The sequence below is a fragment of the Alkalibacillus sp. S2W genome, from assembly GCF_046764385.1.
In the GTDB taxonomy this organism is placed as follows: Bacteria; Bacillota; Bacilli; order Bacillales; family Alkalibacillaceae; genus Alkalibacillus; species Alkalibacillus almallahensis.
Window position 1 is genome coordinate 70,436 of the sequence record NZ_CP177234.1, and the last position, 20,257, is coordinate 90,692.

The following is a 20,257-nucleotide window of genomic DNA, read 5'->3' on the forward strand; positions in this document are numbered from 1 at the left end:
AAAGAGGTTTATTATGTCGCGGGCGGATCAATGGTTAAAAGGTACAATTATTCTTACGATTGCAGGTTTTATTGGTAAGATATTAGGTATGGTGTATCGCATTCCGTTACAAAACTTAGCAGGTGATGAAGGGTTATATATTTATCAACAAATTTACCCGTTGATCTCGCTAGCATTAATGTTATCGATTTATAGTTTTCCGAGTGCGATCTCTCATACCTTATCTCATGAGCTCAATCAAAACGCCCAGGCTCGTTTACATAACGCGTCTGCGGTGTTTTATTTATTATGTGGCACGGGCTTTGTGATCAGTCTGGGTTTGTTTTTATTAGCTCCTGAAATTGTCGAGTTAATGGGTGACCCTGCTCTGTTGGAAGCTGTACGAATGAGTAGCTTATTGTTTTTACTGATTCCGTTTACAGCTTTTTTACGAGGGTGGTTCCAAACGATGGGACAACCAGCAGCTGTGGCTTGGTCCCAGATCATAGAACAATTTATACGTGTGATCGGGATCATTATTGCAACCATTTTAATCGTTCAGACTTCCGCCTCGTTATATACATTAGGGTATGTGGCAAGTCTCGCGACAATAGTAGGAACGATTGTCGCTTTTGCATTATTACTAATCTTATTTAAACAATCACGATTCCGTCATCAATTGTCATTTGAATTGCCATTAACGATTTCTAAAAAGTTAGTGCACTCGCTCATGACAGGCATGATTATTTATAGTTTGACTCATATCTTGCATCTATTACTTCAGTTGGTAGATGTCATGACGATGGTACGAGGTTTAGAGGAATTTGGGTTAACCTTTGAACAGGCGAAAGTAGCTAAAGGTGTATTTGACCGAGGTAATCCGTTAATTCAGCTAGGTTTAGTGTTCGGGTCGGCTTTAGCGTTTGCGATTGTTCCTGCTTTTGAACAAGTGAGTGGACGGATCTCTAAATTAGATGAGCGTCTCGCCTTTAAGGTGACGTGGTTGTTATCGTTAAGTGCTGCAGGCGGATTAGTCGTGATTATGCCATGGCTAAATCCTTTGTTTTATCAGTCTTCAGATGGGACCAGTACGATTCAATGGCTGGTCATGCTTGTCTTTATCTTGTCACTCTTAATGGCATTATCGGTTATGTTGCAGGCTTATCAGGTCCGTTTACAACAACTGATCGGCGTTGGCTTGCTGTTAGTGTTTAAAGTCAGTTTGAATGTATGGCTCATACCTATATATGGCATCATGGGCGGAGCACTTGCATCTGTCATTGCGAGCTTATTGGTTCTGATTCTTTGTTATATCATGTGGATTAAACAGTCGCAATTAACGAATTTACTCCCTTTCATGATTAAAGCGACTGTATCTGTCTTATTAATGGTGGCGCTCGTTTCATTGTTTTCGTTTGGTTTAGAAGCGTTAGGTTTATTACAGCAAGATCAGCGATGGTTATTAAGTATTGCTGTCGTGTTGATGTGTGGACTTGGAGTAGTAGTTATTTTATTTATGATGACTCAAAGCAAGTTATTCAATATCTATGAGCGGCAAACATTAGCCCAATTACCACAGATCGGGAAATGGTTTAAAGATTAATAGAAAGTAGGGATAGCATGGGACATATACATATTGTTGGTCTTGGGGCTGGTACGATTGATCAGTTACCATTAGGCATTTACCGACAACTCATAAAACAAGAAAACGTTTTGACTCGAACGCTTGATCATCCAGTCATTCATGATCTGCAAGCAGAAGGTGTCATATTTTCTAGCTACGATGAAGTTTATGAGGCGAATGACCAATTTGGGAGTGTCTATGAAACTATTGCTAAAGATTTAATCAAGCAATCTGAGCAAAAAGATATCATTTATACAGTGCCAGGGCATCCCATGGTCGCTGAAAAGACAGTTCAATTATTGTTAGAAACGGAGCAGGATAATATTACGGTTTCGATTGAAGGTGGGCAAAGTTTCATCGATCCACTCTTAACAGCTGTCAATGTTGATCCGATCGAAGGGTTCCAATTATTAGACGGAACAGCCCTCGATAGACATGTCATTCAATATGAGCAACATCTTTTAATTAGCCAAGTGTTTGATACTGTCACGGCCTCTGATGTGAAGTTGGAGTTAATGGAAGACTTACCTCATGATTATCCCGTTACTATTGTTCATGCAGCTGGAAGTGACCAAGCTTGGCAGCGAACAGTCCCATTATATGAGCTAGATCGCAATTTCCCGGTGAGTAATTTAATCACGGTCTATGTGCCGCCTCAACCTCGTGATCAATTACACCACACGTTTACAGCGTTGCGTGAGGTTATTGCAAGGTTACGAGGTCCAGGAGGATGTCCTTGGGATCAGAAGCAAACACATGAGTCACTACGCCCTTATTTGATAGAAGAAGCGTATGAAGTGATCGAAGCGATTGATCAACAAGATGATGATCATCTAGCTGAGGAGTTAGGAGATGTTCTCCTCCAAGTGATGCTTCATAGTCAAATTGGTGAAGATCATGGTTATTTCACAGTTGATGACGTCATTCAGAATGTGACGGACAAAATGGTCGAACGCCACCCTCATGTCTTTGGTGATGAAAATGTAGATTCAGCAGATGATGTGAAACGGAACTGGGAAGAAATTAAACAACAAGGCCGTCCGAAACAAGAATCAGTGTTAGACGATGTGAATGAGTCACTACCTCGCCTATTATTAGCAAAAGAGATTCAAAAGAAGGTTGCTAAGGTAGGGTTTGATTGGGAAGAAGCTGAACCAGTTGTAGCGAAAGTTTATGAAGAATTAAAGGAATTTGAAGAGGCAGTGGCGAATGAAACAAGTGATGAAGCGGAATTAGAGTTAGGAGATGTCTTATTTTCGCTTGTGAACTTAGCGCGTTATTATCGTATCGATCCAGAAGTGGCACTCAATCGAACGTGTTATAAATTTATTCAACGATTTCAAAGCGTTGAAAAACGTGTGAAAGAGAGTGATCAAGCGTTAACTGACTTGTCTTTAGAAGAGCTTGAGGAGTATTGGCAAGAGATTAAAAGAAATCAGCAATGAGGTGACATGATGCGCTTAGATAAATTTTTAAAACTATCACGCTTAATTAAACGACGTACAGTAGCGAAAGATGTAGCGAATCAAGGCCGTATAGAAGTTAATAGTCAACCAGCAAAAGCATCATCTGACCTAAATGTCGGGGATGAAGTTATGATTCAGTACGGCCATAAGAAATTAGTCATTCAAGTAGAATCCTTACAGGAACATGTGAAAAAGGATCAAACAACACGTCTATACACAGTTATTAAAGAAGAAAAAGTTGAAACAAATGATTAATTGATGCATGAACTCTTATTGCTAGTCATAAGATGGCTAGTGAATAGGAGGGGTAGACATGCCATATGAAAAATCACTCTATCAACCAGAGCGCGAGGAAAAACGAGAACATGCTGTGACTTTGACTGATCGAAAGGAACTGAAGTTAACAGGGGTTTTGGATGTCGATAGTTTTGATACAGAGGAATTTCTGTTAAAGACATCACTAGGGTACTTGATGGTGCGCGGCCATAATTTGCATATGAAGAATTTAAATGTTGATGAAGGGTTGCTCACGATTCAAGGTAAAATCTATTCTTTTGATTATATCGACGAGTCTAAACAACAGCCTGCTAAAGGATTCTTTAGCAAGTTATTGAAATGACGCTAACAACACAATTCACCACGATGCTCGTCCTTATTCTATGCGGATTACTAATCGGTGCACTTTTTGATGTGTACAAGCAGTTGGTTCGTCCGCATGATTTTAAGAACCGATTAGTAATTGATAGTTTATTTTGTGGGTTAGTGGGGGTATGGTTGTACTATACCCTATTTCAACTTAACGGTGGAGCGCTGCGATTTTATTTTGTAATCGCCTTAGCTCTAGGTATTTCGACATATTATGCGCTGTTTCAAGCCATATTTCTACGAATTTTTGCGTATTTTTTGAATTTTTTGTCCGCATGCTTTCGCATTATTTATCAGCTTATAGATCATGTGATTGTTAAACCTTTAACGTGGATTTTTCGCGTGTTGACGGGCATAGTCGTTTTTGTTTTAAGTATTGTATGGCGATTAATAGTGACTTTAATGAAGCTGATCAAGCTATTATTGGCGCCGTTTGTGCCAAGAATAGTAAAAAAGTACCTTAAACACTTCGTCGAAACTTGCGATAATAGAATTAGGTTTATGTGGAAAAAACTAGTGCTACTTATAAAGAAAAGGAGGCGTGCAAGGGATGTTCAAGAAGAAGAAAAAAATGGATAATGTTGAAAAGTTAGATTCAACATACGTAAAAGAACAAGAAGCTTATCTTGCTCGAAAGCGAAGAGAGAAAAAGCTTCTGAAACGTCGCTTAATCGCCTTTGGTTTACTTTTCTTATTAGTAGCCGGAACACTTTCAGGTTATTATATACAACAACAAGCCATACATGATGATAAAAAAGCAGAACAAGAACAACTTCAAGAGGAATTAAAAGCAGCGAAGGATGAACAAGATCGATTAGAACGAGAAGTTGAATTATTAAATGACACTGAGTATTTATTACAAATCGCACGGAAAGATTATTTCTTCTCGCGTGAAGGTGAAGTGATTTTCAACTTGCCTGAAGACAGTGAAGAAGGTGAGCCTTCTTATTGACACTTTTAATCGAGCTTATATATAATGATAAAGAGTAGATTTTCTTATTATTATTAAGGAGGAGCATTTTCTTTATGTCAGTTGAAGTAGGCAGCAAGTTGCACGGTAAGGTGACCCGCATTACGAATTTTGGAGCTTTTGTTGAGCTTCCAGATGGGTCAACTGGCTTGGTCCACATTAGTGAGGTAGCAGATCAGTTCGTTAAGGACATTAGCGAACACTTATCCGTCGGTGATGAGGTCGAGGTTAAAGTTTTAAATGTAGAGGATAATGGCAAGATTGGATTATCCATTAAAAAGGCGGATGTGAAATATGAGCGCGAAGAACAGAAGAAACGCGCAGAAAACTTTGAATCAAAAATGAACAAATTTTTAAAGGATAGTGAAGAAAAGATGTCCTCACTTAAAAAGCATACGGAATCTCGCCGTGGTGGCGGTGGTGCTAAAAGAGGGTAATCTTGCTGTCTATTTAGATAAGTCAATATATAGCGATTTTAGAAAAGCTGCAACGGAACATGGTTCTGTTGTGGCATTTTTTTATTGGCTTTAAAATAGGCTCTAATATATTTATTGGGATATAAGCGCAATTTAACTTCATATTTAACTTACTTATTCAACCTCTCGATAGTTTAATACACACTTGCTGAAGTGAGCATTGCAATACTCCACATAATAAGAGTAAAAGATACTGTAAGCCAAACGGTATTGACTGTAGTTTCTTCTTCTTTTTTTACCTTTTTAAAAATAGAAACTAAATTCAAACAAAATATAATACACAGGATAGGCATTAAAATCCATCCAATGAATAGAAAAGTAACAAATATAATATACATTACCTCCAATATAGGTGTTTATTGTTGTTTCATATTACTGCCCGTCAGTTTAAGTACACCCTTTTACGATCTTTATGTTAATTTTAGCATAAAATTTCATAATACTTTTCTAAATAACCAGAATAAATCGTAATTGGCATCAAAAATAATCATTTAAATAACATAGTATTTAACGCTCGTATTATCACCTTCATTGCAAAGTTTAAATAAAATCTAAGTACGGTTGTTAATAAGGTTAATATTTGTAATGTTAATTTAGGAATAAAAACTAACAAATTTTGTTATATAAATCAAAATGGGACTATGAAACGTTATCCGAATTTTAATCGTATCTACTGTGTTATTTATAACCTTTTCTCTTAGGGCTGGACCGAATGGAGTTACCTCAAATCTGTTATTTTCATACTCATAAAACGATATAGTATACATAAAAAGCCCGACATTGTTTTCAAAACAATGTCGGGCTTTATTTTTAGTGACCCGTACGGGACTCGAACCCGTGTTACTGCCGTGAAAGGGCAGTGTCTTAACCGCTTGACCAACGGGCCTCAGTATTAAAAAAGTGGCGGCGGAGGGAATCGAACCCCCGACCTCACGGGTATGAACCGTACGCTCTCGCCAGCTGAGCTACACCGCCAAGTTTTAAATCTGCTCTGTTGAGCACAAAGATTATAGTACAATACGAGAGTACGTGTGTCAACAAGATTTCAACGATTTCTCTTGTAAATTTTGTTGATGTTCATCAACCCTTGTAAAAGCATGTACCCTGAATCTTATTTGTACGCTTATTTCATCAATTAACGAAAGGAAAAGTCGAAAATTTTTTCCATTGCTACTCGTGATTTTGACAAAGTTTTAGTCATATTCGTGATTAACTGTGCATATAAGGGGTGGTGATGACGTGAGTTCTCTATCAAAACGATCTATATTCGCCAGTAATCGTCGCCTAAACGAAACGATGCCAGTACTCAATAGGTTGGCAAAGTTTTTCTATCAATTGATGATTACGTACGGACTATTATGGTACTTATTAGGATTATTACTAGGACGAGCCATTATATTATCGGACATTTCGCCTTTTGCGATCGCTTTCTTGGCTGTCACAGCGGTTACAAAACGGTCGTTTGCTCCATTGACGATGTTGTGTATGATATTAGGGGCTTTAACTGTTAGTATCCCACACGCAGTTTTTATCAGTTTGAGTAGTTTGTTGATGCTAATGATTGACCATCATTGGGGGCAAACTCGTTCAAAACGTCTGAAATGGTTGGCTTTGACAAGTGGTGCGAGTGTTGTGTTAGCAAGGCTAATGATTGTTGCCTTTGAAGGTGTTTTTACGATTTATGACATGACGATGTTTGTGATTGAAGGTACGCTTGCTGGATTTTTAGTGATGGTATTTTTGCAAGCGTATCCATTTAATTCTCTAAAACCACCTCGCGCGAAATTCAAAGTAGAAGAAATGATCTGTGCCATGATATTAGCGACAGCTGTGTTAACAGGCATGGTCGGATTAACCATCAATGGTATTGCGATCGACCAGATCATGGCGATCTACATTGTGTTATTTGCTGCTTTAGTAGCAGGAACGACGGCGGGTTCGGCTGTCGGCGTGATGGTTGGGTTGATGCTGAGTTTGACGAGTGCTATTGAACTTTATCAGATTAGCTTATTAGCGCTAATTGGTTTATTAGCTGGATTGTTAAAAAATGTTAACAGAACCGTGATGACGTTCGGTGCACTTATTGCTGCATTATTAATTGGTATTTATAACATTGAAATGATGTCGCTACACAATCTGTTATGGCAGACCGTCATAGCAGCTGGTTTATTTCTGCTGACACCATCAATGCTTGGTAAGAAAGTGGCTAAATATGTTCCTGGAACGGAAGAAGCTCAGGCTGAAAACGAGCAGTATTTACAAAAAGTTCGTGACGCAACTGCGAATCGAGTAGAACGATTCTCTGAAATGTTCGAAGCTTTATCGGATAGTTTTGCCTCGATTGAAACGGATACAACAAAGTTTGATGATATGCATGACGTGGACGAGTATTTGAGTCGGGTGACGGAAAAGACGTGTCAAACCTGTCTCAAGAAACAGACTTGTTGGGTGAATCAATTTGATCGTACTTATCCTGTCTTAAAGCAAATGATGATGGCGATTGAAGAACGAGACTCGTCACAGCTTAATTTTCAAATGGGGAAATTGCGGAATTTCTGTGTGAAAAGTGATCAGGTCGTGGATCAAATGCGTTATGAATTCTCATTTTATAAAGCGAATAAGCGGTTAAAACAACAAGTAAGAGAAAGTCGCCAGTTTGTATCGGAACAACTTAATGGTGTATCAGAAGTGATGAATAATTTTGCTACAGAAATGGTAAAGGAACGAGAAGATTATGTTTGGCATGAACAAATGATTCGCCGCGTGCTTTATGAGAACCGTTATTCATTGGAGCATTTGGAATTATTTTCGATTGATAAGGGTAATATTGATTTAGAAATGACACTCTATTTTAACGATTATCACGGAGAAGCGGAAAAAGTCATTGCTCCGTTATTATCTGATTTATTAAATGAAACCGTTGTAGTAGACGAAGAAACGGCTTCTTCAGAACGGCATGGTGACCGGACGTTTGTCTTTAGTTCGGTGAAAAATTATCAGTTAGCTTCAGGAGTAGCTCATGCCGCGAAACAAGGCAATCTACTATCAGGCGACACATATATGACGTTGCCGTTAGGAAAGAGTCGCTTTGTGTTAGCAATTAGTGATGGTATGGGGAATGGTGAACGGGCTTATTTAGAAAGCTCGGAAACATTGAAACTACTTAAACAAATTTTACAATCGGGTATAAATGAACAAGTCGCTTTACAGTCGATTAATTCGATTCTATCGTTGCGAACATCCGATGAGATCTATGCGACGCTTGATCTGGCCGTGATTGATTTACAAGAACCACATGTAAACTTCTTGAAAATTGGTGCTATGATGAGTTTTATTAAAAGAGGCGATGCTGTCTACCCGATTGAATCGGGCAACTTACCGATTGGTATTTTAGAAGAATTCGATGTGGAACCAGTTTATGAATCGCTTAAAGATGGCGACTTACTCGTTATGGTGAGTGATGGGATTTTAGAGTCTGCGGCAACTGAAGATAACCGGGAAATGTGGTTGAAACGGAAAATTCGTGAGCTCGAAACAGATGATCCTCAAGATGTGGCAGATTTAATATTAGAAGAAACGATTCGTAGTCATCACGGGTCTATAGTCGATGATATGACTGTGTTAGTGACGAAAATCGAAAAGAGTCGTCCGAAATGGGCTTCTTTCTCCTCCGTGGCTACGGTTTAATGACGTATATTTCTATTTTTGACTGTCAACAATGATTGTAAATGTTGAAGGAGGCGTTGGCAGTTGAATAAAGGTAGTGTTAGTCAGATTCTATTAATCACAGATGGGTGTTCCAATCAAGGAGAAGATCCAGTGGCTGTTAGTCGTCACATTGTATCAACAGGGGTGTCTGTTAATGTGATTGGTGTATTAGATGATGATCAAACAGAAGAACCGATTGGCTTGCGTGAAGTCAATGAAATAGCTGAAGCAGGTAAAGGGGTTAGTCGGATTGTATATGCGGATGACTTATCTGAAACGATGCAAATGGTCACGCAGCAAGCTATGACGCAAACGATCCAAGGTTATGTGAATCAAGAGCTAAAGAGTATTTTAGGTGATGAAACAAATGAAGAAGCTTTGCCACCTGAGACAAGGGGTGAAGTACAAGAAGTGATGGAAGATTTAAGTGAAACAGTTGATTTAAATATGGTGATTCTAGTGGATACGAGTGCTAGTATGCAAACGAAAATGTCAGCTGTGAAAGAGGCCTTAGATGATTTGATGATTAGTTTAGATGCAAGACAAGGTCAATTTATGTATACGGTTTATCAGTTCCCGACTCGTAAGCAAGTTGTGAAGTTGCTGCTTGATTGGACGGATGATGGTAAACGAATTGCTAAGGTATTTCCGAAGTTTGCTGTGGGTGGTATTACCCCTACAGGTGCAGCATTACGTGAAGCGGCAAAGGCCTTCCATATTAGTGAACAAGATGATGTAATGAGAGGGGCAGCATATGATGTCATCGATCCATCCTACCGTTCGTCTAGCTAATGGGACGCGGATTAATGGTTTGTGGCATAAACGACAGTATCAGATTAAACAGCTATTAGGCGAAGGTGCGCGAGGGTCAACTTACCTTGTTGAAGCATCGGGTAAGAAAGTGGCCTTGAAAATTAGTCGCGATCCATCTGTTGTGACGGCTGAAGCTAATATTTTAAAGAAATTGCAGCGGGCCCAAAGTGTTTCACTTGGGCCTTCTTTAATCGATGTAGATGATGGTTATCTTCCTAATCGAATGAAGCAAAGCTTTTACGTGATGGAATATGTGCAAGGTAAACCTATGACATCGCTAGTGGGGAAGTTATCATTAGTTGATCTTGGAAGGTTAATGTCACGACTCTTATCTGAACTTCATCAACTTCATAGTATGGATTATATTTTTGGTGATTTAAAGCTAGATAATATGATTTTTGACGATGGTTTGAAACGAATTCGGTTAGTAGATGTTGGTGGTGTTACGCAGATTGGACGTGGTATTCGGGAATATACCTCGATATACGATCGAGGGTTTTGGCGGCTAGGTGGACGAAAAGCTGAACCAACCTACGATCTGTTTGCCTTGGCGATTTGTTTGATGCACGCTGAACGCCCATTGAAATTTGATTCCAACGGTCAGCAACAAATGCTTTGGCGCTTCTTATCTAGTAGCAAGCGGATTACGCCTTTTCAACAAGTAATCAAACAAGCCTTATTAGGAAAATACCGTGACGCTTTGCATATGAAACGTGATGTTGATCAAGTCGTGCAACATTTAATCCGCTCTCGCCCAGTCCAACAACGCACGACTAAAGTAAATAATAGGCGCATCAGTGAACGTGACTTAATTACATTGAGTGGAATGGTGGCATTTAATGGATTCATGATCTATATATTATTATAGTCGCTCCCGCTGTTAATTGAATGAGGATTTGGTATAATGGTACGATAAAGTGGTGATGAATCATCAAAAGGGCGGCTTGTCTTATGGAAGAACAAGTAAAACAATTTATCCAAGAGCAGGGGCTAATTCAACAAGGTGATGACCTTTATGTTGCTGTATCAGGGGGCGTTGATTCCATGGCGTTACTCCATTTACTGTACAGCATACAATCAGATTGGAATTTAACCCTTACAGTCCTAACGGTGGATCATCAGTTGCGCGGTGAAGAATCTGAAGCGGACAGTTTGTTCGTGGCTAATCAGGCTGCCAAGTTATCCATTCCTTGTCGCGTACTTAAAGTTGATACTAAAGCTTATCAACAAAGGACCCAAACAGGTGTACAAGAAGCAGCGCGAACATTACGTTATGATGCCTTCGCAAAAGAAGTGAGTGAATCTGGAAAACTTGTTTTAGCCCATCATGGTGATGACCAAATTGAAACGATGTTCATGCGCCTAAGTAAAGGCGTCTTTCCAAGAGGCATGGACGCTAGTAAACAGTTAGATTCGCTTCACGTTATTCGTCCTTTGTTAAAGGTGAGTAAGGATCAGATTAAGGATTATGTCAATCAACATTCGATTCCTTTTCGTGAAGACCCAAGTAATGCCTCGGATGACTATACACGCAATCGTTTCCGTCATCAGCTGTTACCATTTGTTCAATCAGAGAATCCTAATATACATAATAGTGCTATGGATCTTCATCATGAATTATCCCAAGATCATCAGCTGTTAAATGAATGGGCTTTGGAACGTATGATGGCGATCAGCCAATTTTGTGAACAAAAGGTGACCTTTTCAATTAATTTTTTTGAGGCCCTACCATTACCTTTACAAAGGCGAGGCTTTCATCTAATATTAAACTATCTTAGTGTAAGTAATCAGTCTTATCGGCGTGATTTTCAATCGTTTAAAGAGTGGTTAGCATCTGAAACGCCTAATAGTGAATGGACGTTACGACAAGGGTTAAAGGCTATTAAATCCTACGATACGTGTACGGTTACAACCCAGACATTCGAAACGACGAGTTATGAGATCCCATTGAATATTGGCGATCTGAAGCGGCTACCCAATGGGTGGACCATACAGGTTCAAGAGATAAGTTCTGAACATAGTAAAAAACTCAATTTGAATGATCGTATTATGGTTGGTTCAAAATCAGATGTATCATGGCCGTTAACCGTTAGGACAAGACGTCCAGGTGATCGTATACGGCCTAAAGGATTAAATGGTCATAAAAAAGTAAAGGATATTTTCATTGATGAAAAAGTTCCTTTAAATGAGCGTGATACATGGCCGGTGGTGACAGATGCAAATGGTCGTGTGTTGTGGATTCCATTATTAAAACAGAGCGATTGGGCTGATTTATCGGATACACGTCATATCATACTTTCAATCGATGAAAGTGAATCATAGGGGGATTTGTTTTGCATAATGAAATTAAAGAAGTCTTGATTTCTGAAGAGGAAATTCAAGCGAAAGCAGAAGAATTAGGAGCGCAAATCACACGTAACTTTGACGGGAAGTTCCCTCTGGCAGTAGGTGTCTTAAAAGGTGCTATGCCGTTTATGAATGATTTATTAAAACGTGTTGAAACGCATGTGGAAATTGACTTTATGGATGTCTCAAGCTATGGCGGCGGCATGGAATCATCTGGGGAAGTTCGAATCGTGAAAGACCTGGATACACAAGTTAAAGGTCGAGATTTGTTGATCATCGAAGATATTATTGATAGTGGCTTAACATTAAGTTATTTAGTCGACTTATTTAGGTATCGTCAAGCGAATTCCATTACAATCGTGACATTGTTAGACAAGCCATCAGGTCGTAAAGCTGATGTGTTTGCAGACATTGTAGGTTTTGAAGTACCAGACGCCTTTGTTGTTGGTTATGGACTGGACTTTCAAGAGCGTTATCGAAACCTTCCGTATATCGGGGTTTTAAAAGAAGAGATTTATTCATAGTTATTGTTTGAGGTAGGTAAAATAATTATGATAACATAAGTTTAGTTTTGCACTTAAATAAGGAAACAAGCAATGAACTATAGATGATGGGTAGACAGCTTAGTTTGCACATAGCTTAGGAGGAGGTTAGTGATGAATCGGGTGTTCCGAAATACCATATTTTACTTAATAATCTTTTTAGTTGTCATCGGAATTATCGGAATGTTGAACAATCCGAGTCCGGAAACGGAACAACTCACTTATGATGAATTTCAAGGGGTCTTAGAAAACGACCAAATTGAAGAATTAAACTTACAATATACGAACTTCGCGTATGATGTAACAGGTGAATATCAACCTGGTGATGCAGGAGAGGCTGAATCTTTCCGTGCTGAAATTCCAGCAACTGAAGAAATCGTTAATAATGTTGTGGAAACAGCTCGAGATCAAGGCCTAGTCGATGTTCAGGCGGCTGAAGAGCCAAGTGCTTGGGCGCGATTTTTTACAACACTTATTCCGTTTTTAATTATCTTCATTCTGTTCTTCTTCTTACTTAGCCAGATGCAAGGCGGCGGTGGCCGTATGATGAACTTTGGTAAGAGTAAGGCGAAGATGTATACTGAAGATAAGAAACAGACCAAATTTAATGAAGTAGCAGGTGCTGATGAAGAGAAACAAGAGCTTGTAGAAGTTGTTGAGTTCTTGAAGGATCCGCGTAAATTCTCTGAATTGGGCGCGCGTATTCCAAAAGGTGTTTTACTCGTTGGCCCTCCAGGTACTGGTAAGACATTACTTGCGAAGGCAGTAGCTGGTGAAGCAGGCGTACCATTCTTCTCAATCAGTGGTTCTGACTTCGTTGAAATGTTTGTCGGTGTTGGTGCGTCACGTGTACGTGACTTATTCGAAAATGCGAAGAAAAACGCACCGTGCATTATTTTCATTGACGAAATTGATGCAGTTGGACGTCAGCGTGGCGCTGGTGTCGGCGGTGGCCACGACGAACGTGAACAGACATTAAACCAATTACTTGTTGAAATGGACGGTTTTGGTGTCAATGAAGGTATTATTATGATGGCGGCGACAAACCGCCCAGACATTCTTGACCCAGCGTTATTACGTCCTGGTCGTTTTGACCGTCAAATTCCGGTACAGAACCCAGACGTTAAAGGACGTCAAGAAGTCTTACAAGTCCACGCACGTAACAAACCATTAAGTGAATCAGTGGACGTTAAAGCGATTGCGTTAAGAACACCTGGATTTACAGGTGCAGACCTAGAAAACTTATTAAACGAGGCAGCTTTAGTTGCTGCACGTTCTGACGCTAAGAAGATTGAAATGGAACACGTCGATGAGGCGATTGACCGTGTGATTGCAGGTCCTGCCAAGAAGAGCCGTGTCATTTCTGATAAAGAGAAAAACATTGTCGCTTACCACGAAAGTGGACACACAGTTATTGGTATGGTGCTTGATGAAGCCGATATGGTTCATAAGGTAACAATCGTGCCACGTGGTCAAGCTGGTGGTTATGCGGTAATGCTTCCTAAAGAAGACCGTTATTTCCAAACAAAACCAGAATTGCTTGATAAGATCACGGGCTTATTAGGTGGTCGTGTTGCTGAAGAATTAATCTTCGGTGAAGCAAGTACTGGCGCTCATAATGACTTCCAACGCTCAACAAACATTGCCCGTAAGATGGTAACGGAATTCGGTATGAGCGAGAAGTTAGGTCCATTACAATTTGGTAGTTCTGGAGGCCAAGTCTTCTTAGGTAAGGACATTCAGAATGAACCAAATTACAGTGATCAAATCGCTTATGTGATTGACCAAGAAGTACAAGCAATTATTAATGATTGTTACGAACGTGCTCACAGTATCTTGTCAGAGCATAAAGAGCAATTAGAAATCATTGCGAAAACATTACTTGAAGTTGAAACACTTGATGCTCGTCAGATTAAAGGTCTTTTCGAAGATGGCGTATTACCAGAGCCACTCGAAGAAGAAGAGGTTGATGAGACTCCTTCTGAACAAACATCTGAAGAGACTGAAACAGATGGTCAAGATGATTCAGATGACAATCAAGACGTTCAAGTTAATATTCAATCACAAGATGAGACTGCTTCAGATGATGAGGCATCAGATGACGATCGTCGTAAAGAATAATCAAGTGATCCCAACCTACCCTGAATCATTCAGGGTAGGTTTTTTGTTGTTGGTTTAGCTTGAACCGTTGTTGAATTGTGATCCGCTATCGGTGGACGCTTTCCGCGGGCACGGCTCGAGCCTCCTCGGAAGAAAAGCACTTCCTGCGGGGTCTCGAGACTCGTGCTATTCCCGCAGGAGTCGCCACCTTCGCTCCTCACAATTCAACAACTTAGTGCTTAACCAATTAAATTCACCACTAAAAGATAAAAAGGCTATTGTTATACCGCTAATTCATTGAGTTTTTGAGTAGGTTTCACGACAAAAACTGAGTGTTTGTGGTATGATTTACGTTGAATGAAACATCAAGCTAATGACGCGTTATTAAATTGTTATAAAGAAATGGTGTGACAGTATGATATTTGTGTTAGACGTAGGCAATACCAATACCGTTATGGGTGTGTTTGAACAAGACCAATTAACTTACCAGTGGCGCATTGCAACCGATCGTCATAAAACGGAAGATGAGTACGCCATGCAGGTGAAAGCTTTGTTGCAACACCACGGGCTATCATTCGATGACTTTGATGGTGTAATCATATCATCAGTGGTGCCTCCGATTATGTTTTCTTTAGAGAAGATGTGTGAAAACTATTTTCACTTGAAACCATTGATTGTGGGAAGCCAACGCGTGGATGCTCATTTGAAAATGGCTTACCCGAATCCTCAGGAAATTGGTGCAGACCGTATTGTTAACGCAGTTGGTGCCATTAAGATGTATGGCGCGCCGGCTGTTATTATTGATTTTGGGACGGCGACGACCTATTGTTATGTCAATGAAAATGAAGAATATGTAGGTGGAGCGATTGCACCTGGCATCAATATTTCGACCGAAGCATTGTACGCTAAAGCAGCTAAATTGCCACGCATTGAGATTGGTCGCCCGCATCAAGTGGTCGGACAATCAACGGTAGAAGCGATGCAATCAGGAATCTATTATGGCTACGTCGGCCAAGTGGATGCTGTCGTGAACCAATTTAAAGCTCAAGCTAATCAAAAGCCAACTGTTGTCGCAACAGGTGGCTTGGCTAGATTAATTGGTAAAGGATCTGAAACTATTGATTATGTCGATACTGAACTGACATTACATGGTTTATATGAGATATATTGCGCGAATGAGAAAGGAGAATAATCATGAGTGATTATCTAGTTAAGGCAACTGCATTTGACGGACAAGTCCGTGCTTATGCGATTGAATCAACACAATTTGTGAATGAAGCGTGTCGCCGCCATGATACATGGCCAACTGCATCAGCAGCTTTAGGTCGAACGATGACGATTACGTCGATGATGGGCGCCATGCTTAAAGGTGATGATAAGTTGACGGTTAAAGTTGAAGGTGACGGTCCGATCGGTGCAATCGTTGCAGACGGAAACGCAAAAGGTGAAATACGAGGTTATCTCAAAAACCCACATGTCGACTTTGATTCAAATGAACATGGCAAATTAGATGTTCGCCGTGCTGTTGGAACAAACGGTACGATTGGCGTCGTGAAAGATATCGGGCTAAAAAATAATTTCACAGGTCAAGTTCCGATTGTTTCGGGTGAAATTAGTGAAGACTTTACGTATTATTTTGTGACATCAGAACAAGTCCCATCAGCTGTGGGTGCGGGTGTTTTGGTTGATACAGATTATTCAATCTTAGCTTCAGGTGGTTTTATTGTTCAAATGATGCCTGGTGCGACTGAGGAAACGATCTCGACTGTTGAAGAACGGATTAATCAAATGACAACCGTTTCAACACAAATTCAACAAGGCAAAAAACCAGAAGATATTCTGGAGAGCTTTTTTGAAGGACATGAATGGCATGTTGTTGAACAACAGAACGTTGAATTCAGTTGTTCATGTTCTAAAGAACGTACGGAAAATGCGATTGCTTCACTTGGAAACGAAGAAATTCAGTCGATGATTGAAGAAGATGGTGGAGCAGAGGCAACATGCCACTTCTGTAATGAGGTCTATCATTTGTCAGCAGACGAATTGAGCGAATTAAAGAGCTAATTTAGAAGTTAGTGTGGAAAGGGGGATCTTCATGCAAGATACTCAACCTATGAACCAGTCGCTTCAATTATTCGATCAGACAATGGTTATGGGAATTCTAAATGTAACACCCGATTCATTCTCAGATGGTGGACAGTTTAATAATCTAGAACGGGCTGTGGCACAGGCGGAGCAAATGGTAGCAGATGGTGCGACAGTGATTGATGTCGGCGGGGAGTCTACACGCCCTGGACACACGCCTGTTTCAGCAGAAGAAGAAATTGATCGAGTGGTTCCGGTGATTCAAGCGCTAAGCGATCATATATCTGTACCCATTTCAATCGATACGTTTAAAGCTAAAACAGCTGAGGCTGCGGTTCGAGCAGGTGCGACAATCATCAATGATGTATGGGGTGCTAAGCATGACCCAGAGATTGGGGCCGTTGCAAAGAAATATAACTGTCCGATCATTTTAATGCATAATCAAACTGAACCAGATTATGACGATCTCATGGATGATATAAAAACCTCTTTGAAGGAATCCATTGAAATCGTGAAACAACAAGGGGTTAATGACGAGCAAATTATTTTAGACCCTGGCGTCGGTTTTGGTAAAACACATCAGCAAAATTTACTTGTCATGCGATGTTTAAAAGAGTTGAAGACACTCGGTTATCCGATTTTACTAGGAACCTCACGTAAATCAATTGTGGGTAAAACGCTGGATTTACCTGTTGAAGAACGATTAGAAGGAACGATTGCGACGATTTGTCAGGGTGTAAGCCAGGGTGCTGATATTGTACGGGTTCACGATGTGAAGGAAGTAAAACGTGCAGTAGACATGATGGATGCAATGCTTGGTAAAGGGTGGAATGAACATGGACAAGATTAAGTTAAATGGCATGATGTTTTATGGGTATCACGGCTTGTTTCCAGAAGAGAATAAGTTAGGTCAACGTTTTACAGTCGACTTAGAGCTTATGTTGGATTTAACGTCATCAGGTAAAACTGACAACATGGATGAAAGCATTGATTATGGTCAAGCCTATGAAGTCGCTCAGGCTGTTGTTGAAGGTGAAGCGTATAACTTAGTGGAAGCTGTTGCTGAAACTTTGGCTGAAAACATGTTTCGAGCATTTTCAATTTTAGAAGCGATTAAAATTACGATTGATAAACCAGGTCCGCCAATCCCAGGTTATTACCAATCGGTTGCAGTGGAGATCGAACGGGAGCGCCCTTATGGCTTATCGTAGTTATATCGCTTTAGGGTCGAATATTGAACCAAGGGAAACTTATTTGAAAGAGGCTATTGAAGCTTTATCTCAAGATGAACGTGTGGATTTCGTAGCGTCATCAAGAGTCTATCAAACCGCACCAGTCGGTTTTCTTGATCAAGCGGCTTTTCTAAACATGGTGGTCGCTGTTGATACCACCTATGAACCGTTAGAATTATTAGTGTTAACGCAATCGATTGAGGAGTCTGTCGGCCGTGAGAAAACGTTTCGAAACGGACCAAGGCAGATCGATTTAGATATTTTGTTATTTGCTCAGACGACGTTAGAAACCGACCGTTTAACGATTCCTCATCCACGAATGACTGAACGTGCTTTTGTGTTAGTGCCATTGTCTGATCTGGCTAAGTATGAAAAAATCAGCGAGAAAACCGTTCAAAGCTATGTGGATGAACTTGATTCTGAGGAACTTGCTGGTGTAGAGTATTATGCAGAACATATTTGAATAAACGATGATCTAACCTTCTGTTTAATGCGCCTGGTGGTTAAACTAGATTATCAGGTATCATGAAGGATTACTTAATAGATAGAGGTGAATAATGTGTCAGAAGAAATGAATGACCAAATGCAGATGCGGCTTGAAAAGTTAAAAACATTACAAGAATCTGGCATCAATCCATTTGGTGATAAATTTGAACGTACCCATCTAGCCAAAGATTTACAAGCAGCCTATGATCAGTATAGTAAAGAAGAGTTGGAAGAAATGGAATCTGAAACCACAGTTACCGTCGCTGGACGTATTATGACGAAGCGGGGTAAAGGTAAAGCAGGCTTCGCACACATTCAAGATTTGTCAGGGCAAGTGCAAATCTATGTTCGTAAAGATCGAATAGGTGAAGAAGCTTATGACATTTTCCAATCAGCTGACCTAGGTGATATTGTTGGAGTTTCAGGTGTCATGTTTAAGACTAAAGTTGGTGAACTATCCGTTAAGGCTGATTCATTTGAGTTCTTAACTAAATCACTGCGTCCGCTACCAGAGAAATTTCATGGTTTAAAAGACGTCGAACAACGTTATCGTCAGCGTTATCTTGATTTAATTACGAACTTAGAAAGCCGAGATACGTTCGTATTAAGAAGTAAGATCTTGCAATCTATGCGCCGTTACTTAGATGACCAAGGCTTTTTAGAAGTTGAAACACCAATGATGCATTCGATTCCAGGTGGGGCCTCAGCGCGTCCATTCGAAACACATCATAATGCTTTAGATATTCCTTTATATATGCGAATTGCCATCGAGCTCCATCTTAAGCGATTAATCGTGGGTGGTATGGAGAAAGTGTATGAAATTGGCCGAGTCTTCCGTAATGAAGGAGTTTCAACCCGTCACAATCCTGAATTCACAATGATTGAGTTATATGAAGCATTCGCAGATTACCATGACATGATGGACTTAACAGAAACACTAATTGCTCATATTGCTCAAGATGTACTTGGTTCAACAACTGTAACGTATGGTGAACATTCAGTTGATCTATCATCTGGTTGGAAGCGTTGGCACATGGTTGACGCCATTAAAGAATATACAGGGGTAGACTTCTGGCAAGACCTATCAGATGAACAAGCTCATACATTAGCTAAAGAACATGGTGTTGATGTAGATAATAATATGACATTTGGTCATATCGTGAATGAATTCTTTGAACAAAAAGTCGAGGAACATTTAATCCAACCAACTTTTATTTATGGACATCCTGTTGCGATTTCACCATTAGCTAAGAAGAATGATGAAGATGGCCGTTATACGGATCGTTTCGAATTATTTATAGTTGGTCGTGAGTATGCGAACGCATTCTCTGAATTAAATGATCCAATTGATCAGCGTGAACGTTTTGAAGCGCAAGTGAAAGAACGTGATGCTGGTAATGATGAAGCCCATCTCATGGATGAGGACTTTTTAGAAGCTCTAGAATACGGGATGCCGCCAACAGGTGGTTTAGGGATCGGAATTGATCGATTAATCATGTTATTAACGGATTCCCCATCAATCCGTGATGTATTACTCTTCCCACAAATGCGTCATCGCTCTTAAATGATTATGTATAGAAGAAGCCAAGACTTACCACACTATTGACGGTGTAGGTAAGTCTTTTTTTGTGGTTGAGAAACGTATTGCCATTTGTGAATAGATGGTATGGTAAAACAAGAATGGTGCTAGTATCCTTTTGAAATTTATAGGTTTAATCAAATGATATTTGTCAGAATTAATTTACATTAACAAAACTATTGCGTATGATTTTCAGGCGTGATACA

19 protein-coding genes and 2 tRNA genes are annotated in these 20,257 nt (G+C 39.9%); 19 read left to right on the plus strand and 2 right to left on the minus strand.

Annotated elements, in window-relative coordinates; translation table 11 throughout:
• Window positions 1–13 precede the first annotated feature (13 nt).
• From ACKXGF_RS00390 to ACKXGF_RS00420, 7 genes are all read left to right on the plus strand, one after another.
• The gene (locus ACKXGF_RS00390) at window positions 14–1,582 is read left to right on the plus strand and encodes an oligosaccharide flippase family protein (protein ID WP_411954417.1); all 1,569 of its coding nucleotides are present in this window, start codon (window positions 14–16) and stop codon (window positions 1,580–1,582) included.
• Window positions 1,583–1,599: 17 nt separating this feature from the next.
• Window positions 1,600–3,048: a nucleoside triphosphate pyrophosphohydrolase gene (gene mazG / locus ACKXGF_RS00395; RefSeq protein WP_411954418.1), complete on the plus strand. Its 1,449-nt coding sequence runs from the start codon at window positions 1,600–1,602 to the stop codon at window positions 3,046–3,048.
• Window positions 3,049–3,057: 9 nt separating this feature from the next.
• Complete coding sequence (locus ACKXGF_RS00400; RefSeq protein ID WP_411954419.1) at window positions 3,058–3,324, plus strand: RNA-binding S4 domain-containing protein; 267 nt, start codon at window positions 3,058–3,060, stop codon at window positions 3,322–3,324.
• 58 nt (window positions 3,325–3,382) lie between these two features.
• Window positions 3,383–3,688, plus strand: a complete 306-nt coding sequence (yabP, locus tag ACKXGF_RS00405; RefSeq protein WP_306974157.1) for a sporulation protein YabP — start codon at window positions 3,383–3,385, stop codon at window positions 3,686–3,688.
• Window positions 3,685–4,293 carry a spore cortex biosynthesis protein YabQ gene (gene yabQ / locus ACKXGF_RS00410; protein ID WP_411954420.1) on the plus strand — a complete coding sequence of 203 codons (609 nt, stop codon included), beginning with the start codon at window positions 3,685–3,687 and terminating at the stop codon, window positions 4,291–4,293. The genes yabP and yabQ overlap by 4 nt, the downstream gene beginning before the upstream one ends.
• Window positions 4,265–4,666: an FtsB family cell division protein gene (locus tag ACKXGF_RS00415; protein ID WP_411954421.1), complete on the plus strand. Its 402-nt coding sequence runs from the start codon at window positions 4,265–4,267 to the stop codon at window positions 4,664–4,666. Before yabQ ends, ACKXGF_RS00415 begins: the two co-directional genes overlap by 29 nt.
• Before the next feature lie 74 nt (window positions 4,667–4,740).
• Window positions 4,741–5,121: a S1 domain-containing RNA-binding protein gene (locus ACKXGF_RS00420; RefSeq protein ID WP_167262863.1), complete on the plus strand. Its 381-nt coding sequence runs from the start codon at window positions 4,741–4,743 to the stop codon at window positions 5,119–5,121.
• 853 nt (window positions 5,122–5,974) lie between these two features.
• Here the strand turns inward: ACKXGF_RS00420 and ACKXGF_RS00425 are convergent.
• Together ACKXGF_RS00425 and ACKXGF_RS00430 are read right to left on the minus strand one after the other, a co-directional pair.
• Window positions 5,975–6,046, minus strand: a tRNA-Glu gene (locus tag ACKXGF_RS00425).
• A gap of 15 nt (window positions 6,047–6,061) precedes the next feature.
• Window positions 6,062–6,135: transfer RNA gene (locus ACKXGF_RS00430), tRNA-Met, on the minus strand.
• A gap of 264 nt (window positions 6,136–6,399) precedes the next feature.
• Between ACKXGF_RS00430 and spoIIE the strand changes: the two genes are divergently transcribed.
• From spoIIE to lysS, 12 genes are all read left to right on the plus strand, one after another.
• A complete protein-coding gene (gene spoIIE, locus ACKXGF_RS00435) occupies window positions 6,400–8,847 on the plus strand; it encodes a stage II sporulation protein E (RefSeq protein ID WP_411954422.1) in 2,448 nt (815 codons plus the stop codon).
• A gap of 63 nt (window positions 8,848–8,910) precedes the next feature.
• Window positions 8,911–9,660 (plus strand): vWA domain-containing protein, encoded by a 750-nt coding sequence (locus ACKXGF_RS00440; RefSeq protein ID WP_306974167.1) that lies wholly within the window; start codon window positions 8,911–8,913, stop codon window positions 9,658–9,660.
• Complete coding sequence (locus ACKXGF_RS00445) at window positions 9,623–10,549, plus strand: protein kinase domain-containing protein (protein WP_411954423.1); 927 nt, start codon at window positions 9,623–9,625, stop codon at window positions 10,547–10,549. The genes ACKXGF_RS00440 and ACKXGF_RS00445 overlap by 38 nt, the downstream gene beginning before the upstream one ends.
• Before the next feature lie 83 nt (window positions 10,550–10,632).
• Entirely contained in the window at window positions 10,633–12,003 is a 1,371-nt protein-coding gene (gene tilS / locus ACKXGF_RS00450; protein WP_411954424.1) for a tRNA lysidine(34) synthetase TilS, read from the plus strand.
• Between the two features lie 11 nt (window positions 12,004–12,014).
• On the plus strand, window positions 12,015–12,551 hold the full coding sequence (hpt, locus tag ACKXGF_RS00455; RefSeq protein ID WP_411954425.1) for a hypoxanthine phosphoribosyltransferase: 537 nt from the start codon (window positions 12,015–12,017) through the stop codon (window positions 12,549–12,551).
• A 132-nt stretch (window positions 12,552–12,683) separates the two neighbouring features.
• Window positions 12,684–14,690, plus strand: coding sequence for an ATP-dependent zinc metalloprotease FtsH (gene ftsH / locus ACKXGF_RS00460; RefSeq protein ID WP_411954426.1), 2,007 nt, complete (start codon window positions 12,684–12,686; stop codon window positions 14,688–14,690).
• A 394-nt stretch (window positions 14,691–15,084) separates the two neighbouring features.
• Window positions 15,085–15,861, plus strand: a complete 777-nt coding sequence (locus ACKXGF_RS00465) for a type III pantothenate kinase (protein ID WP_411954427.1) — start codon at window positions 15,085–15,087, stop codon at window positions 15,859–15,861.
• 2 nt (window positions 15,862–15,863) lie between these two features.
• On the plus strand, window positions 15,864–16,733 hold the full coding sequence (gene hslO / locus ACKXGF_RS00470) for an Hsp33 family molecular chaperone HslO (RefSeq protein WP_411954428.1): 870 nt from the start codon (window positions 15,864–15,866) through the stop codon (window positions 16,731–16,733).
• Between the two features lie 31 nt (window positions 16,734–16,764).
• The gene (gene folP, locus ACKXGF_RS00475) at window positions 16,765–17,604 is read left to right on the plus strand and encodes a dihydropteroate synthase (protein WP_411954429.1); all 840 of its coding nucleotides are present in this window, start codon (window positions 16,765–16,767) and stop codon (window positions 17,602–17,604) included.
• On the plus strand, window positions 17,591–17,965 hold the full coding sequence (gene folB, locus ACKXGF_RS00480) for a dihydroneopterin aldolase (protein WP_411954430.1): 375 nt from the start codon (window positions 17,591–17,593) through the stop codon (window positions 17,963–17,965). Before folP ends, folB begins: the two co-directional genes overlap by 14 nt.
• Window positions 17,952–18,449 (plus strand): 2-amino-4-hydroxy-6-hydroxymethyldihydropteridine diphosphokinase, encoded by a 498-nt coding sequence (gene folK, locus ACKXGF_RS00485; RefSeq protein WP_411954431.1) that lies wholly within the window; start codon window positions 17,952–17,954, stop codon window positions 18,447–18,449. Before folB ends, folK begins: the two co-directional genes overlap by 14 nt.
• A gap of 96 nt (window positions 18,450–18,545) precedes the next feature.
• The gene (gene lysS, locus ACKXGF_RS00490; protein WP_411954432.1) at window positions 18,546–20,036 is read left to right on the plus strand and encodes a lysine--tRNA ligase; all 1,491 of its coding nucleotides are present in this window, start codon (window positions 18,546–18,548) and stop codon (window positions 20,034–20,036) included.
• Window positions 20,037–20,257: the final 221 nt, after the last annotated feature.

Excerpts from the sequence above, each read along its gene's own strand:
- ftsH (WP_411954426.1), top strand. The coding sequence starts at position 12,684 with ATGAATCGGGTGTTCCGAAATACCATATTTTACTTAATAATCTTTTTA.
- mazG (WP_411954418.1), top strand. The coding sequence starts at position 1,600 with ATGGGACATATACATATTGTTGGTCTTGGGGCTGGTACGATTGATCAG.
- tilS (WP_411954424.1), top strand. The coding sequence starts at position 10,633 with ATGGAAGAACAAGTAAAACAATTTATCCAAGAGCAGGGGCTAATTCAA.
- folP (WP_411954429.1), top strand. The coding sequence starts at position 16,765 with ATGCAAGATACTCAACCTATGAACCAGTCGCTTCAATTATTCGATCAG.
- ACKXGF_RS00445 (WP_411954423.1), top strand. The coding sequence starts at position 9,623 with ATGATGTCATCGATCCATCCTACCGTTCGTCTAGCTAATGGGACGCGG.
- ACKXGF_RS00390 (WP_411954417.1), top strand. The coding sequence starts at position 14 with ATGTCGCGGGCGGATCAATGGTTAAAAGGTACAATTATTCTTACGATT.
- ACKXGF_RS00400 (WP_411954419.1), top strand. The coding sequence starts at position 3,058 with ATGCGCTTAGATAAATTTTTAAAACTATCACGCTTAATTAAACGACGT.
- yabQ (WP_411954420.1), top strand. The coding sequence starts at position 3,685 with ATGACGCTAACAACACAATTCACCACGATGCTCGTCCTTATTCTATGC.
- ACKXGF_RS00420 (WP_167262863.1), top strand. The coding sequence starts at position 4,741 with ATGTCAGTTGAAGTAGGCAGCAAGTTGCACGGTAAGGTGACCCGCATT.
- ACKXGF_RS00465 (WP_411954427.1), top strand. The coding sequence starts at position 15,085 with ATGATATTTGTGTTAGACGTAGGCAATACCAATACCGTTATGGGTGTG.
- folK (WP_411954431.1), top strand. The coding sequence starts at position 17,952 with ATGGCTTATCGTAGTTATATCGCTTTAGGGTCGAATATTGAACCAAGG.
- hslO (WP_411954428.1), top strand. The coding sequence starts at position 15,864 with ATGAGTGATTATCTAGTTAAGGCAACTGCATTTGACGGACAAGTCCGT.
- folB (WP_411954430.1), top strand. The coding sequence starts at position 17,591 with ATGGACAAGATTAAGTTAAATGGCATGATGTTTTATGGGTATCACGGC.
- yabP (WP_306974157.1), top strand. The coding sequence starts at position 3,383 with ATGCCATATGAAAAATCACTCTATCAACCAGAGCGCGAGGAAAAACGA.
- ACKXGF_RS00415 (WP_411954421.1), top strand. The coding sequence starts at position 4,265 with ATGTTCAAGAAGAAGAAAAAAATGGATAATGTTGAAAAGTTAGATTCA.